The sequence below is a fragment of the Halomonas sp. NPDC076908 genome (genome assembly GCF_050269715.1).
GTDB lineage: Bacteria > Pseudomonadota > Gammaproteobacteria > Pseudomonadales > Halomonadaceae > Vreelandella.
In genome coordinates, this window is sequence record NZ_JBNNIW010000011.1 from 86,661 (window position 1) to 100,123 (window position 13,463).

The following is a 13,463-nucleotide window of genomic DNA, read 5'->3' on the forward strand; positions in this document are numbered from 1 at the left end:
TGTAACACCGGTACACCACCGGCTCTTGAGAGCACGCCTCGAATTGGAGTGATCATGGATCCAAAACCCACCACCAGGTCCACATTACGTAATACGGAAAAGACCCTGTTAGCCGATTCGGCTAATCGGTACATCCACATGGCCACCACGGACAACACGCGCCGAACCTACCGTGCGGCCATTCGAAGCTTTGAGCGCTGGGGCGGACGTCTACCGACACAGCCGGCGACCTTGGCGGCCTACCTGTCCGACCAGGCAGTCGCGCTTAATCCTCGCACGCTGGATGTCTACCTGACGGCCCTGGGGCGCTGGCACCAGACTCAGGGATTGCGTGATCCCGCTCGGGACCCTGGCGTGCGCAAAACGTTGGAAGGGATTCGTCGCGTCCATGGTCGGCCGAAACGGCAAGCCCGGGCGCTGCGCCTCGAACACATTGCCGTCTTTCTGCAAACACTCCAGCAGCAGCCTGACTCGCTCAAGAAGCATCGCGACTGGGCCCTGCTGCAGGTCGGTTTTTTTGGGGCGTTTCGCCGCAGTGAGTTGGTGACTATTGAAGTGGAGGATTTGTCGTGGGAGCCGGAAGGGCTTGTGGTGACTCTGCCGCGCTCGAAAACGGATCCTCACGGTGAGGGGCTAAAGCGGGCCCTGCCTCGGGGCAACGGGCCGGTCTGCCCGGTCAGTGCCCTCGAAAACTGGCTAAAGCGCGCGGGCATTCACGAAGGACCCGTCTTTCGAGCCGTCAATCGCTGGGATCGGTTGCAACCCCAAGCCCTCTCAGGCGGGTCAGTGAACCGTATCCTGAAGGCGCTCGGGGAAACCTGCGACCTGGACTTCGTGCCGACCCTGAGCAGTCACAGCTTCCGGCGCGGTTTATCCACCGCCGCCGCGCGGGAGAAGGTCGACTTTGCGCAGATCAAGCGTCAGGGCGGCTGGAAGCATGACGGGACGGTGCGGGGCTACATCGAGGAAGGGCAGCAGTTTACGGACAACGCCGCAAGCACCCTGCTGGCCAAAGTTGCTAGCCTGATCGAGGGCTCCGATTAATGTTTAGTATGACAGTGGTTGGCTACCCATCCTGAGAGAGTTCGCAATGCATTGGACAGGTATGGACTATCACAGTCACATGCACAAGTGATGCGTTATCCGTTTGGATACGATCGCGGTAATGACCGGGCGGCTGAGGGTCATGGGTAACGACCGCGACAATCGCAGCATACAAGTTAGGCCCAATCGACCAAACATGAAGATCACTCACGCGCGTATCGCCGCATTCTACCGCTCGTTTAACGCCCTGCTGGATACCGGTTTGCTGTTGATCGAGTAACACGCGCGATGTGGCTTTCAATAATCCCCAAGACCACCGGGTAATGAGAATGGCACCGACGATACCCATTGCCGGGTCCATCCAGTTCCACCCGGCGTATTTACCCGCAAGCAGAGCCACGATGGCCAATACAGAGGTGAGCGCATCGGCCAACACGTGGAAATAGGCCGCACGGCGGTTGTGGTCGTGATGGTCATGAGAGTGGTGTGAATCGTCTTCCTGGTGGGCATGACTGTGGTCATGGTGGTCGCCAAGAATTTATGCCGACACGCCGTTGACGATCAGTCCGATGATCGCTACGAAAATAGCGCCGTTGAACGAAATCGTGACCGGATGGATAAAGCGATCAATGCTCTCAACCACCATGAAGAGAGCGAAGCCGGCCAGGAGTACGGCGCCCGTGAACCCTCCCAGCGCATTCACTTTGCCGGTACCGAAACTGAACCGCGAGCTCGATGCGTTTGAGTTCGGCAACCCCGTTGGGGCGAATCACACCGGCGAGTTGTAGAGCCTGGAAAGCACTGTGGGGCGCGTTATCCAGTGGGTGGCGCGTCCTTTTTATTTGGGCCAGTAGATGTGACGATCATCAACGACAAAGTCATGCTCGTGAGCCCTCGGATGGCACCAAGGCATTTTGACATTTTAAGGCCAGTTTTAACGGGACGATCTCGCGATCACTTCTGACCCATCCGATTCCGATATATCTCAAGATCGTCCCGCAGTGGTTCCAGATCATAGCCGGCTGCGCTGGCTTGGCTGAGCAGGTCCGCGATCGGATAGTGAGCCGCCTTGGCATAGGCCCACAAGTGGATGGCGCGCTTCCCGGTGCGACAATAGCCGAGAACCGGGTCCGTGGATGATTGCAAAGCGCTGGCAAAAGCCTCGATATCCTCAGGGGCGTACTTTCCCGGTTCGACTGGAATTTCGTACCACGTCATGCCCAGGGACTCTGCCTTGTTTTTCAGGGTTTGGGTATCAGGCTGGTCGTCCGTTTCATTTCGAGCTCTGCTGGCAATAATCGTGCGGAAACCCGCGTTTGCCAGTTGTTCAATATCGTCAATACCAGGTTGCGCCGTTACACTAAAGCGCTCATCAAGTTGTTTGATATCCATCGAATATCTCCTTTAATTTCAGGGAACTTCTGAATAAGTTTATGTCAGCTCATAGCGGCTGGGTTTATCCAAAAAGAGACCGGCGAGAATGCCAGCAAGGATCGCTATCGCCAGGGCACGATCGAGGCCGGACTCAGTACTCAATGCAGAGTGCTGCGCCATTGGGTAACAATCCATGCTTACAAACGTCACGGTTGCTTTCCGCATGCCAGATTTGCAGGCACGGCAACATCCATCAGTTTGGGGTCGGGCAAGTTAAGATTATTCATGATCCGGGCGTACTCGGCTTCCGATTTGCCCGCCAGACGTGGGTTGTAATGCTTCTCCTCGTAGATGGAGGAGCTCAGCATTCCTTTGTAGTCATGCGCTGGATATACCAACGTATCGTCAGGTAAGCGGAACAGTTTGTTAACGATAGAATCGTAGCTCTTGCGTGGGTCGCCGCCCTGAAAATCAGTCCGGCCACTACCGCGAATCAATAACACATCGCCAGTGAATACCGCCTTCTGGTCGCCCTGATTCCAGTAAAAACTGAAGGATTCATCAGTGTGACCCGGAGTGTAAATGGCTTCCAACCGAATGCCGTCGATATCAATTCGATCACCTTCCGATACATGTTCTGATACGCATTCCGCGTTAGTAAATTCACCCATGATGGTGACGCATTGGGTGGCGTCACGCAGATCACCAAGGGCAGTGACGTGGTCAGCATGAGTGTGGGTATCAATCGCCCGGACAAGCTTAAGATCAAGTTGATTAATTAACCCAAGATAGGCCTCCGTCGACTCTTTTACGGGGTCGATGATGAGCGCTTCTCGACCCCGGCCGGACGCAATGAGATAGGTGTAGGTGCTGGATGTTTTGTCGAAGAACTGACGGAACAGCATGAATTTCAACCTTGCGAAAAACGCTAAAAGATATAAGGGTGTAACTAAATGTAATAATAGCAAAGGTAGCTGTCAATCGCAGGGCGAGTGGGCGCCATGCCTAGTGTCTCGCCCTTCGGGAGGCCCTGCTTTTTTTGGTTGGTGAGGTTAGCGTACCTCCCTTCAGCCCTTAATTTTGTGTACGCCTCGTTCACGGACTGTCTTGTTCTTTAATCAGGTAAAAGCCGAGTTTTCAAGCCCATCCTGGAGCGATGTGATTAATGGGCATTCAACATTCCCACGCTGAGCGCAGCATTCCTGCACTAACCCGTCCAGCGCACGCTCGATGCGTCGCAGGCTTGAAATTTTCGCCCGCACACTGGCTAGTTTTTGCTCGCCCAATACCCGTGCTTCATCGCAATGGGTACCGTCCTGCAGTGTCAGCAGCCCTCCGATTTCATCCAGACTGAACCCCAGCCACTGGGCCGTTCGAATAAAGTGCAGGCGGGCCAACGCCTGATCGTCGTAATGGCGGATGCTTCCATAGGGCTTTTCAGGCTCTGCCACTAACCCCCGGCGCTGGTAATAGCGGATGGTTTCCACTCCCATACCGGCGGCTTTGGCCAGGGCTCCAATGGTCATTGAGTGTTGTTTTTTGGACATAGGGGTTGATTCCGTAGCTGACTACGGGAGTAACCTTACCTCAGTCACCCATTTTTAGAAAGGAGCCATCGTAATGTCAGAGTCCAAATCCGGTCGCGGTTCGCTGATCGCAGGAGGGATTGCCGCTGCTCTGGCGTCTGCCTGTTGTCTTGGCCCCCTGGTCTTGATCACGTTGGGCATTTCCGGTGCCTGGATCGGCAGCCTGGCCGCCCTGGAACCCTATCGGCCCTGGTTCATCGGTGCGGCACTGGTGGCGATGGTCTTTGCCTGGCGCCGGATATATCGACCTGTCGGGGCCTGCCAGCCGGGCGATGTTTGCGCGGTACCGCAAGTGCGCACGGCCTACAAGGTCGTTTTCTGGATCGTCGCGCTGCTCATTCTGACTGCGTTGGCTTTCCCCTTCGTCTTACCGCTGTTTTACTGAAACCTGATCCACTATGTTGACTGAGAGGCACTACACCATGAAAAAGTCCCTGATTGCTGCCGTACTGTTTACGCTGTTCAGCCTGCCTGCCCTGGCTGCGCAACAAACGGTGACCTTGTCCGTTCCAGGCATGACCTGTTCGGCCTGCCCGATTACGGTTAAAGCTGCCCTAAAGCGGGTCGACGGCGTGAGCGCTGTGGATGTCCGATATGAGGAACGTGATGCGACGGTTACCTACGACGATGAGAAAACCTCCGTTGAGGCGCTGACTCAAGCCACGACTAACGCGGGTTACCCGTCCACGTTGAAACAGCCCCAGGCGAAACAGGAGTAACCATGCGAACCCCAAACCTTGTTGCGGGTGAGCATCATTTGCACCGTGCTGGTCGCGCTGTTTCACGCCGATACTGGTGGTTTTGCTAGGAACGTTAGGCCTGGCTGCCCTGACCGGTTATCTCGACTACGTGCTGTTGCCCGCACTGGTCTTATTTATTGGCCTGACCTGTTATGCCGTCTGGCGCAAGAAGAAACACGACGCCTGCTGCGATAGTCCATCAACTAAGGAGTAACATTTATGAGTGACGACAACCTGCACATTGCTGTGATTGGCAGCGGCGGTAGTGCCATGGCTGCCGCCCTGAAGGCGACTGAACGCGGTGCCCGGGTGACACTGATCGAACGCGGCACCATTGGCGGAACCTGCGTCAACATTGGCTGTGTGCCCTCTAAAATCATGATTCGGGCGGCTCACATCGCCCACCTTCGCCAGGAAAGCCCGTTTGATGACGGCCTGAGCGCCCAGGCGCCGGTGGTGAATCGTCCGGCGCTGCTTGCTCAGCAACAGGGACGAGTGGAGGAACTGCGCGAGTCCAAGTACCAGAATATTCTCAATGACAATGCCGCGATTACCGTCCTCAAGGGCGAGGCGCGGTTCGTGGACGAGCGCACGCTGACGGTTACGCTCAACGCCGGCGGCGAACAGACGGTGAGCTTTGACCGGGCCTTTATCGGCACGGGCGCAAGACCCGCCGAACCACCCGTTCCGGGGCTGTCCGAAACTCCCTATCTCACCTCCACCAGTGCGCTGGAACTGGATCACATTCCCGAGCGCCTCGTCGTAATCGGTGCCTCGGTGGTGGCCATCGAACTGGCGCAGGCCTTTGCACGCCTCGGCAGCCAGGTCACGGTTCTGGCCCGCAGCCGGGTGCTGTCACAGGAAGATCCGGCGGTGGGTGAAGCCGTGGAAGCGGCCTTCCGTCGTGAGGGCATCGAGGTGCTCAAGCAGACCCAGGCCAGCGAAGTGAGCCACGACGGTCAGCTGTTTACCATGCAGACCAACGCCGGCACGATACAGGCAGAGCAACTGCTGGTCGCCAGTGGTCGCACACCCAATACCGAAAACCTCAACCTGGAGGCCATCGGCGTTGCCACCGAGGGCGGTGCGATCCAGATTGACAAACATCTCCAAACCACTGCGTCGGGCATCTATGCCGCGGGCGATTGCACCGACCAGCCCCAGTTTGTCTACGTGGCCGCCGCCGGTGGTAGCCGGGCCGCCATCAATATGACCGGCGGTGACGCCAGCCTCGACCTCAGCGCCATGCCTGCGGTGATTTTTACTGATCCGCAAGTTGCTACCGTAGGCCTGTCCGAGGCAGATGCTGCAGCGGTGGGATATGACACCGACAGCCGCACCCTGACCCTCGATAACGTGCCACGGGCGCTGGTTAACTTCGATACCGGGGGCTTCATCAAGATCGTCGCGGAGCGTGAAAGCGGGCAATTACTGGGTGTTCAGGCCGTGGCAGGCGAGGCCGGTGAACTGATTCAGACTGCTGTGATGGCCTTACGCGCACGCATGACCGTTAACGACATTGCGAATGAGTTGTTTCCCTACCTGACGATGGTCGAAGGGCTCAAGCTCTGTGCCCAGACCTTTACCAAAGACGTCAGCCAGCTGTCCTGTTGTGCGGGATAGAATGGCGACGCCCATGAATGACATCCGTCAAATCGTGGAACGGCTAGGTCTGACCGGAGAAAGGGAAGCCGCGCTTCATGTGACGCTGTTGCGCGAGCTTGCCCTGGGACAACCGGTCACTATTGAGCGGCTCGCGAAGTCGCTCAACTGGACACCTGATGAGGTGGTGTTGGTGCTCGACGAACTGCCTGCTGGAACCATCGAGTACGACGGCCAGGGACGGCTGATCGGCTACGGCATCACACTGCGTGAAACACCGCATGCGTTTGTCGTAAACGACCAGACACTCTACACCTGGTGTGCACTTGATGCTTTGATGTTTCCAATCGTCATTGACGAACATGCGCAGGTTCAATCGCCTTGTCCGCATACCAACAAACCGGTCACCTTGACGGTTACGCCACAGGGGGTGCTTTTGCTCCAGCCGGAGGACGCGGTCATCTCTTTAGTATCGGTGGCCGCAGAGGGAGACATTCGAAGTGCCTTTTGTTGCGACGTCCTCTTCTTTGCCTCTCGACAGGCCGGGGAGGCCTGGTGCCGAGATAAACCGCACGCGAACATTGTGAGTGTTCAGGAAGGTTTCGAACTGGGTCAGCGGATTGCGCACCTTATACTCGACAGGGCAAGAAGCCACTAGCATGACGGTAAACACTCGAATGGTAAAACCCAGCCTTGAACGTGGGCCGGGGCCACAAACAGAAGGCTACGTCATTTCCGAGGCGGCCCGTCTCTGTGGCCTGTCTGTGCATCAGATCCGGACTTATCTGGATATGCGATTGGTGTACGCCTGTAGTACTACCCAAGCTGGTTTTCGCTTATTCGATGACAGCTGCCTGGAACGGCTGAAGTTAATCTGCTCCTGTCGTGAAGCCGGTCTCGGTCTACCCGAGATTACCGAGTTTATACAGGCGCTGGATAGCGGAGATGAACGGCAGTGCCGAGCCGTCGAACGGCAAATACAACACACGATTGGTGTTAAAAGAGCCGCGCTGAATCGCTGCACCCAAGTACTAACCAAGGCGGCACGTGGACATGACTGATAAGGCGCGCGAACCGGCCGAGGTATCCAGGCCGCTCACCGGTTACCTGTGGGGGGTATTGGCGGTGCTGAGTTGCCCCTGTCATTTGCCGATTCTTGCCATCGTGCTGACCGGAACGGGTGCCGGCGTTTTTCTCGGGGACTACTGGGTAATCGTGGGTATCGCACTGACCGGTTATCTGGATTACGTCTTGCTGCCGGCCCTGGCCATTTTCATCGGCCTGACCGTCTACGCGCTATGGCGCAAGAGGCAGTACGATGCTTGCTGCGATACCCCGTCTGAGAAGGAGTCACAACCGTAAGTCGCGCAAACACCCACGCTCGCCAGCTACCGAGTACATCACCGTTTAGCCAGGAGCACCGCCATGCACTCAACCCCGCGCGATCTCGACACGCCCGAGGCCATCGCCGAGTTGCTGGATGCCTTCTACCGGAAGGTCCTGGCTGATGATCGCCTGCGCACGCTGTTCGTGGACGTGGCAGATATCGAGCTCGAAACGCACTTGCCGCACATCCGCGCCTACTGGTGCAAGCTGCTGCTCGGCGAACGCGACGGCTACCGGCGCAACATGGTCGCCCGCCACTTGGCGTTGCACGCGCGACACCCTTTGCAGATTGATGACTTCGAACGCTGGCTGAAGCTGTTTCGGGAGACCGTGAACGAAGATTTCGCAGGGCCGAGCGCAGACCGCGCCAAGACATTAGCAACACGGATCGCGGGGAATCTTGTGCAACTTACACGCTCACCAATCAACACGTAACGGACGATCGCACAACCCACTTTCAATGGAAAGCTGAATCATAAGACATCGCAAAACACTTTTGCGGGTTCGATAAGGAGTCACAACCATGAGTCATTCCAACGCCCAAGCCTTCGGTGACAACGGTCACCTGAACGGGATTTTTAACCAACTTGACGTCCCTGATGACGTTCGCAGGCGTCTGGCCCAGCCGCAGCAGAGCGTGCAGGTCAACATCCCGATCCGCATGGACGACGGCACCTTGCAATTCTTTCCGGCCTGGCGCATACGCTACGACGACACTCGCGGACCAAGCAAGGGGGGCATTCGTTTTCATCCGGACGTGAGCGCGGAAGAAGTCACGGCGTTGAGCTTCTGGATGACCATCAAGTGCGCGGTGGTGGACCTGCCATTCGGCGGTGCCAAAGGTGGTGTTCGGGTCGACCCCAAGGCGCTCTCCCGACTGGAACTGGAACGTCTGTCGCGTGGCTATATCCGCGCCTTTCATGACCTCATCGGGCCGGACAGTGACATCCCGGCACCGGATGTCAACACCAACGACACCATCATGGGTTGGATGGCCGACGAATTTGCCCAGATCGAACGCCGTCAGGTACCGGCCACCATCACCGGCAAACCTTTAGGGCTGGGCGGTTCCAGGGGTCGCACCGCGGCCACCGGGCGTGGTGCGCTGCAGGTGCTTGATCTGTGGGCCGAGCGCCGCAGTAAAACGCATGAAGAACTCCGTGTGGCGGTCCAGGGTTTCGGCAATGCCGGTTATCACTTCGCTCGGCTGGCACGCGAGCGCGGCTATCGGATCGTCGCGCTGTCGGATTCCCAGGGTGCCATCTATGCTGCTGACGGACTCGATCCAGACCCGATCTGGCGCCATAAGCACAAGAACCGGGAGCTCAAGGGCATGGTTTACTGTGATGAATCGGTCTGCCAGGAAGCCGACGTCGAGCAACTGACCAACGAAGAGCTGCTGGCTCTTGATGTCGATGTACTGGTACTAGCCGCACTGGAGGACGCCGTCACCGAGCAAAATGCCGCGACCGTAAATGCCGCCACGATCCTGGAAATTGCCAACGGGCCCGTCAGTAATGCGGCCGATGACCAATTAGCCAAACGCGGTGTCGAGGTGCTACCGGATGTACTGGTCAATGCCGGCGGTGTGATCGTCAGCCATCTGGAATGGGTGCAGAACCGTATCGGTGATACCTGGTCCGAAGACGAAGTCAATCGGCGCCTCACCGAACGCCTGGCCCGCGAGGCCGGCGCCTGTTTCGACCGGGCGGAGGAAGGTAACACAACGCTGCGGACCGCGGCCTATACACAGGCCATCGGCCGCATCGCCGATGCCATGGCGCAACAAGGCACGCAGGGCTATTTCAACGATCACCGAGCATAAGAGGTAAAGCCATACTTGACCACGAGGCAGTCATCCGGCTTGGGATCTTCACGGGCATCCTGCTTGTAATGATACTTGCCGAAGCCGCCGCACCACGTCGCGACCAGCGCTACACTCGCCGGCAGCGGTGGCCACATAACCTCTTGATGGTCGTGGTGGACACCCTGGTCGTTCGGCTATTGTTTCCCGTGGCCGCCGTCGGAGCTGCGGTGATGGCGAATGAGCAGGCGTGGGGACTGCTAAATCTGGCCAATCTGCCAGTTTGGTTGTCAGTCCTTTTGGGGACGATCGCGCTTGATCTCGCAATCTACTTTCAGCATCGCATCTTTCATGCAGTGCCCTGGCTCTGGCGCTTGCATCGTATGCACCATGCGGATTTGGAATTCGACGTAACGACGGGCCTGCGTTTCCATCCTCTGGAAATTGTGCTCTCCATGGCCATTAAAATCACCGTCGTGGTTGCGCTGGGAGCACCTGCGATTGCGGTACTGATTTTCGAAGTGATTCTCAATGCAACCTCAATGTTCAACCACGGAAACGTACGATTGCCTCAAGGGCTGGAGCAAAAGTTGAGACGGTTGGTGGTCACGCCGGATATGCACCGCGTGCATCATTCGATTGTTCCTGAAGAGACAAATAGCAACTTTGGTTTTAATTTGCCTTGGTGGGACCGGTTTTTTGGCACCTATCGGGATAAACCTGCCGCTGGCCATATTGGAATGGTCATCGGCATCGAGGATTTTCGAGAGCCGCGGGACCTCCGGTTGGATCAGATGCTGATTCAGCCATTTCGCAGCACCTACCGACGCCCCTGATCATTGTAAGCACTATCATCAGGAGTTCTTCATTTAATCGGAAAGACCTCATCATGGGGCACTGATAGAAAAGGTCCGTACATGAGTGGCCTCCACGAAACCGCCTATCCGCGATTGAAGGCGGACGTCTCTGAACAGGAACTGGCGGAAATCTATACACCCACCGCCAAAGAATGTGCCTTTGCCAGAAAGCACGGCCGAACACCGGCTGCTCGTGGTGCCTTGTTAATTCTCCTGAAAACGGTTCAGCGCTTAGGCTACTTCGTGAATCTCAAAACGGTCCCGCGGCCCATCACAGCGCATATCCTGGCCTGCGACGACCTTTTACCCGTCCCATTGAGCCAGCTCAGGGAATACGACCGCAATGGTGGCGCCCGTCAGCGGATGTTGGACGCGATTCGTCAACAGGTGGGCATCAAGGCGTTTACCGTCGAAGGCAAGGCTATCGTGAGGGACTTGGCGCGTGAAGCGGCAACCACCAAGCAAGATCTGGCGGACATTATCAATGTGGTGATCGAAGAGCTGGTGCGCCAGCGTTTTGAACTGCCGGGTTTTTCAACGCTGCAACGGTCCGCGCGTCAGGCTCGCAGCACGGTTAATACAGGTTACTTTCGGACGCTCAGTGCGGGTTTGACGGCGCAGCAAAAACAGGAATTTGACCGGCTGCTGCAAGTGCCAGACGATTCATCTCATACCAGTTGGCATAAACTGAAACAGGAACCCAAAAAGCCGACCAATACGGAAGTGAAGAAGTATCTTCAGCACCTGGAATGGCTTCAGGGCTGGTGTCAACGATTGCCCGCTGTTGATCACATTCCAGCCGCCAAGTATCACCACTTCATACTGGAAGCACGAGCGCTTGGCGCGGCCAACATCAAGGCTATGCAAAGCACCAAACGCTATGCCTTGATGATTCTGTTGGTCCATGCCCAATTGCGTCGCGCAATGGACGATGCCGTCGACATCTTTGTCCGCAAGATGCGCAACATCAAGACTAAGGCGGAAGCCAACCTGAACCAGTATCATCTGGATCACATGAAACGGATGGACAAACTGGTCGCTCAACTGCGTGACGTGCTGACCGCCGTTCAGGAAGCGCCGACGGATTCCGAGCGAGGTGCCCGAGTGGCGGCTGCCATCCAGAGCGACCCTGATGAATTACTGGCCGAGTGTGAGGAACACATGGCCTATGCTGGCAATAACTTCATCCCGTTTATGCTGCAACCCTATCGCCCGTTACGCCCCCTGCTATTCAATTGCCTTGAACTACTGGATCTGACGGCAACCAGCCACGATCAATCCTTGATTGAGGCGATTGCGACTCTGAAAAAGCACCGGCACAGCCGCAAGGAATGCCTTGTGCTCAGCACTCAACCCGTCGACGTGTCCTGGCTACCGGAGCGTTGGCGCCGTCTCATATTGGGGTCCGGGTCAAGCCAGCTACTGCCCGGTATGGTCTACCGGAAGTATTTCGAGCTGGGCGTACTAACGCAGGTGAAGCGTGAACTGATTTCCGGCGATCTCGCGGTCGCGAATAGCGACCAGTACAGCGACTACCGCGATCAGCTCGTGGATTGGAGTGTCTATGATGCCCAAATAGCGGACTACAGTGCGATGGTTGATATCGCATCCGACCCAGCCGCTTTTGTGGCGCAGGCCCGCTCACGCTTGAGCGAAACGGCGGACCGCATTGACCGTAACTTCCCGGAGAATGAATACGCCGTCTTCAATGGTGAAGAGCTGGTGATCCGGAAGCACCGTCGCACAGCGCCTCCCGATGGGCTGGCCGAAATTGACAAACAGTTATCCCAGAATTTGCCCGAAAAGAATATTCTCGACATCCTGGTGGAAGCCGAAAAATGGCTGGGGCTCCACAAACGCTTTGGACCACTTTCCGGTTTTGAGAGCAAGCTGGAAGACCCACGTACCCGCTTTGTTTCGACCTTGTTTTGCTATGGCTGCAATCTCGGGCCAACTCAGACCGCCCGATCCATCACGACACTTAATCGCCGGCAGGTGTCCTGGCTCAACCTGCGGCACGTCACCGAAGAGCGCTTGGAGCAGGCCATTGTGCAGGTTATCAATGCCTACAACCGCTACCGGCTGCCGCGACACTGGGGAACTGGCCAGCGGGCTGCCGCCGATGGCACAAAATGGAATCTGTACGAACAGAATCTGCTATCGGAATACCACATACGGTACGGTGGCTACGGCGGGGTGGGCTACTACCACGTCTCCGACAAATACATCGCGCTGTTCAGCCACTTCATCCCTTGCGGCGTTTATGAGGCCATTTACATCCTTGACGGGCTGATCAAAAACGATTCCGATATCCAGCCTGACACCTTGCATGGCGATACTCAGGCGCAAAGTGCGCCCGTCTTCGGGTTGGCTTACCTGCTGGGTATCAACCTGATGCCCCGCATCCGGAATCTGAAGCAGCTGGTGTTCTACAAGCCTGACAAACGCCAACGGTATGAGCACATCAATGCCTTGTTCAGCGAAACCATTAACTGGCAACTGATCGAAACCCATGTGCCCGACATGCTCCGGGTGGCGCTATCGATAAAGGCAGGGAAAATAGCACCGTCCACGGTATTGCGACGTTTAGGTACCGCAAGCCTCAAGAATAAACTCTACTTTGCTTTCCGGGAACTGGGGCGGGTAGTTCGGACAACCTTTCTTCTGGACTACATTGGCAGCGTGGAGTTGCGGCGAACCATTCATGCGGAGACGAACAAAACGGAGGAGTTCAACCAGTTCGTAAAATGGCTATTTTTCGGCGGCGAGGGGGTGATCGCCGAGAATATCCGCCACGAGCAACGGAAGGTGATCAAATATAACCACTTGGTGGCCAACCTGGTCATTCTTCACAATGTGGAGTCGATGACGTTAACCCTTAAAGATCTCAAGGATCGCGGCCATCATATTGATCACGATATTCTCAAAGGATTGGCCCCATACCGCACGGACCATATCAACCGATTTGGCGATTATACGCTTGATTTTGAACGGCAGGTTTCACCCATGAGCTACAACGCCAAAATAATTTAAATACAATAGGTTAAGGCACATTTTGGAGGATTTCGTC

Annotated in this window: 16 protein-coding genes and 1 pseudogene; 12 read left to right on the top strand and 5 right to left on the bottom strand. The window is 56.5% G+C overall.

Annotated elements, in window-relative coordinates; all coding sequences use genetic code 11:
* The first annotated feature begins 54 nt into the window (after positions 1-54).
* Positions 55-1,044 (top strand): site-specific integrase, encoded by a 990-nt coding sequence (locus ACQKE4_RS08630; protein ID WP_023659524.1) that lies wholly within the window; start codon positions 55-57, stop codon positions 1,042-1,044.
* Between the two features lie 22 nt (positions 1,045-1,066).
* On the opposite strand, the pseudogene dmeF reads toward ACQKE4_RS08630, so the two are convergent.
* The 5 genes and pseudogenes from dmeF to merR form a co-directional block, all read right to left on the bottom strand.
* A pseudogene (gene dmeF / locus ACQKE4_RS08635) lies at positions 1,067-1,747 on the bottom strand (CDF family Co(II)/Ni(II) efflux transporter DmeF).
* 251 nt (positions 1,748-1,998) lie between these two features.
* Positions 1,999-2,436, bottom strand: coding sequence for a TIGR01244 family sulfur transferase (locus tag ACQKE4_RS08640; protein ID WP_008295672.1), 438 nt, complete (start codon positions 2,434-2,436; stop codon positions 1,999-2,001).
* A 39-nt stretch (positions 2,437-2,475) separates the two neighbouring features.
* The gene (locus ACQKE4_RS08645; RefSeq protein ID WP_008295673.1) at positions 2,476-2,598 is read right to left on the bottom strand and encodes a hypothetical protein; all 123 of its coding nucleotides are present in this window, start codon (positions 2,596-2,598) and stop codon (positions 2,476-2,478) included.
* A 26-nt stretch (positions 2,599-2,624) separates the two neighbouring features.
* Positions 2,625-3,323, bottom strand: coding sequence for an MBL fold metallo-hydrolase (locus tag ACQKE4_RS08650; RefSeq protein WP_008295674.1), 699 nt, complete (start codon positions 3,321-3,323; stop codon positions 2,625-2,627).
* A gap of 213 nt (positions 3,324-3,536) precedes the next feature.
* A complete protein-coding gene (merR, locus tag ACQKE4_RS08655) occupies positions 3,537-3,965 on the bottom strand; it encodes an Hg(II)-responsive transcriptional regulator (RefSeq protein ID WP_015077956.1) in 429 nt (142 codons plus the stop codon).
* A 73-nt stretch (positions 3,966-4,038) separates the two neighbouring features.
* Between merR and merT the strand changes: the two genes are divergently transcribed.
* The 11 genes from merT to ACQKE4_RS08710 all read left to right on the top strand — a co-directional run bounded on the left by merT (position 4,039) and on the right by ACQKE4_RS08710 (position 13,426).
* Positions 4,039-4,389, top strand: a complete 351-nt coding sequence (gene merT / locus ACQKE4_RS08660) for a mercuric ion transporter MerT (RefSeq protein ID WP_273195526.1) — start codon at positions 4,039-4,041, stop codon at positions 4,387-4,389.
* A gap of 37 nt (positions 4,390-4,426) precedes the next feature.
* The gene (merP, locus tag ACQKE4_RS08665) at positions 4,427-4,723 is read left to right on the top strand and encodes a mercury resistance system periplasmic binding protein MerP (protein ID WP_023659522.1); all 297 of its coding nucleotides are present in this window, start codon (positions 4,427-4,429) and stop codon (positions 4,721-4,723) included.
* A 76-nt stretch (positions 4,724-4,799) separates the two neighbouring features.
* Entirely contained in the window at positions 4,800-4,958 is a 159-nt protein-coding gene (gene merF / locus ACQKE4_RS08670; RefSeq protein ID WP_232774866.1) for a mercury resistance system transport protein MerF, read from the top strand.
* Positions 4,959-4,963: 5 nt separating this feature from the next.
* Positions 4,964-6,367 (top strand): mercury(II) reductase, encoded by a 1,404-nt coding sequence (merA, locus tag ACQKE4_RS08675; protein ID WP_288372397.1) that lies wholly within the window; start codon positions 4,964-4,966, stop codon positions 6,365-6,367.
* Positions 6,368-6,380: 13 nt separating this feature from the next.
* Complete coding sequence (gene merB / locus ACQKE4_RS08680) at positions 6,381-7,004, top strand: organomercurial lyase MerB (protein ID WP_015077958.1); 624 nt, start codon at positions 6,381-6,383, stop codon at positions 7,002-7,004.
* Position 7,005: 1 nt separating this feature from the next.
* The gene (locus ACQKE4_RS08685; RefSeq protein WP_273195536.1) at positions 7,006-7,407 is read left to right on the top strand and encodes a MerR family transcriptional regulator; all 402 of its coding nucleotides are present in this window, start codon (positions 7,006-7,008) and stop codon (positions 7,405-7,407) included.
* Positions 7,400-7,708 (top strand): broad-spectrum mercury transporter MerE, encoded by a 309-nt coding sequence (gene merE, locus ACQKE4_RS08690; protein ID WP_015077960.1) that lies wholly within the window; start codon positions 7,400-7,402, stop codon positions 7,706-7,708. The genes ACQKE4_RS08685 and merE overlap by 8 nt, the downstream gene beginning before the upstream one ends.
* A 63-nt stretch (positions 7,709-7,771) precedes the next feature.
* Positions 7,772-8,167, top strand: a complete 396-nt coding sequence (locus tag ACQKE4_RS08695; protein WP_015077961.1) for a group III truncated hemoglobin — start codon at positions 7,772-7,774, stop codon at positions 8,165-8,167.
* 88 nt (positions 8,168-8,255) lie between these two features.
* Positions 8,256-9,557: a Glu/Leu/Phe/Val family dehydrogenase gene (locus ACQKE4_RS08700; RefSeq protein ID WP_119516124.1), complete on the top strand. Its 1,302-nt coding sequence runs from the start codon at positions 8,256-8,258 to the stop codon at positions 9,555-9,557.
* A gap of 68 nt (positions 9,558-9,625) precedes the next feature.
* Positions 9,626-10,372 (top strand): sterol desaturase family protein, encoded by a 747-nt coding sequence (locus tag ACQKE4_RS08705; protein WP_218972799.1) that lies wholly within the window; start codon positions 9,626-9,628, stop codon positions 10,370-10,372.
* Between the two features lie 81 nt (positions 10,373-10,453).
* Positions 10,454-13,426 (top strand): Tn3 family transposase, encoded by a 2,973-nt coding sequence (locus tag ACQKE4_RS08710; RefSeq protein WP_273681880.1) that lies wholly within the window; start codon positions 10,454-10,456, stop codon positions 13,424-13,426.
* Positions 13,427-13,463: the final 37 nt, after the last annotated feature.

Bases quoted from the DNA above. Each gene is read 5' to 3' on its own strand.
- ACQKE4_RS08630 (WP_023659524.1), top strand. From the start codon at position 55: ATGGATCCAAAACCCACCACCAGGTCCACATTACGTAATACGGAAAAG.
- ACQKE4_RS08640 (WP_008295672.1), bottom strand. From the start codon at position 2,436: ATGGATATCAAACAACTTGATGAGCGCTTTAGTGTAACGGCGCAACCT.
- ACQKE4_RS08645 (WP_008295673.1), bottom strand. From the start codon at position 2,598: ATGGCGCAGCACTCTGCATTGAGTACTGAGTCCGGCCTCGATCGTGCC.
- ACQKE4_RS08650 (WP_008295674.1), bottom strand. From the start codon at position 3,323: ATGCTGTTCCGTCAGTTCTTCGACAAAACATCCAGCACCTACACCTAT.
- merR (WP_015077956.1), bottom strand. From the start codon at position 3,965: ATGTCCAAAAAACAACACTCAATGACCATTGGAGCCCTGGCCAAAGCC.
- merT (WP_273195526.1), top strand. From the start codon at position 4,039: ATGTCAGAGTCCAAATCCGGTCGCGGTTCGCTGATCGCAGGAGGGATT.
- merP (WP_023659522.1), top strand. From the start codon at position 4,427: ATGAAAAAGTCCCTGATTGCTGCCGTACTGTTTACGCTGTTCAGCCTG.
- merA (WP_288372397.1), top strand. From the start codon at position 4,964: ATGAGTGACGACAACCTGCACATTGCTGTGATTGGCAGCGGCGGTAGT.
- merB (WP_015077958.1), top strand. From the start codon at position 6,381: ATGAATGACATCCGTCAAATCGTGGAACGGCTAGGTCTGACCGGAGAA.
- ACQKE4_RS08685 (WP_273195536.1), top strand. From the start codon at position 7,006: ATGACGGTAAACACTCGAATGGTAAAACCCAGCCTTGAACGTGGGCCG.
- merE (WP_015077960.1), top strand. From the start codon at position 7,400: ATGACTGATAAGGCGCGCGAACCGGCCGAGGTATCCAGGCCGCTCACC.
- ACQKE4_RS08695 (WP_015077961.1), top strand. From the start codon at position 7,772: ATGCACTCAACCCCGCGCGATCTCGACACGCCCGAGGCCATCGCCGAG.
- ACQKE4_RS08700 (WP_119516124.1), top strand. From the start codon at position 8,256: ATGAGTCATTCCAACGCCCAAGCCTTCGGTGACAACGGTCACCTGAAC.
- ACQKE4_RS08705 (WP_218972799.1), top strand. From the start codon at position 9,626: ATGATACTTGCCGAAGCCGCCGCACCACGTCGCGACCAGCGCTACACT.
- ACQKE4_RS08710 (WP_273681880.1), top strand. From the start codon at position 10,454: ATGAGTGGCCTCCACGAAACCGCCTATCCGCGATTGAAGGCGGACGTC.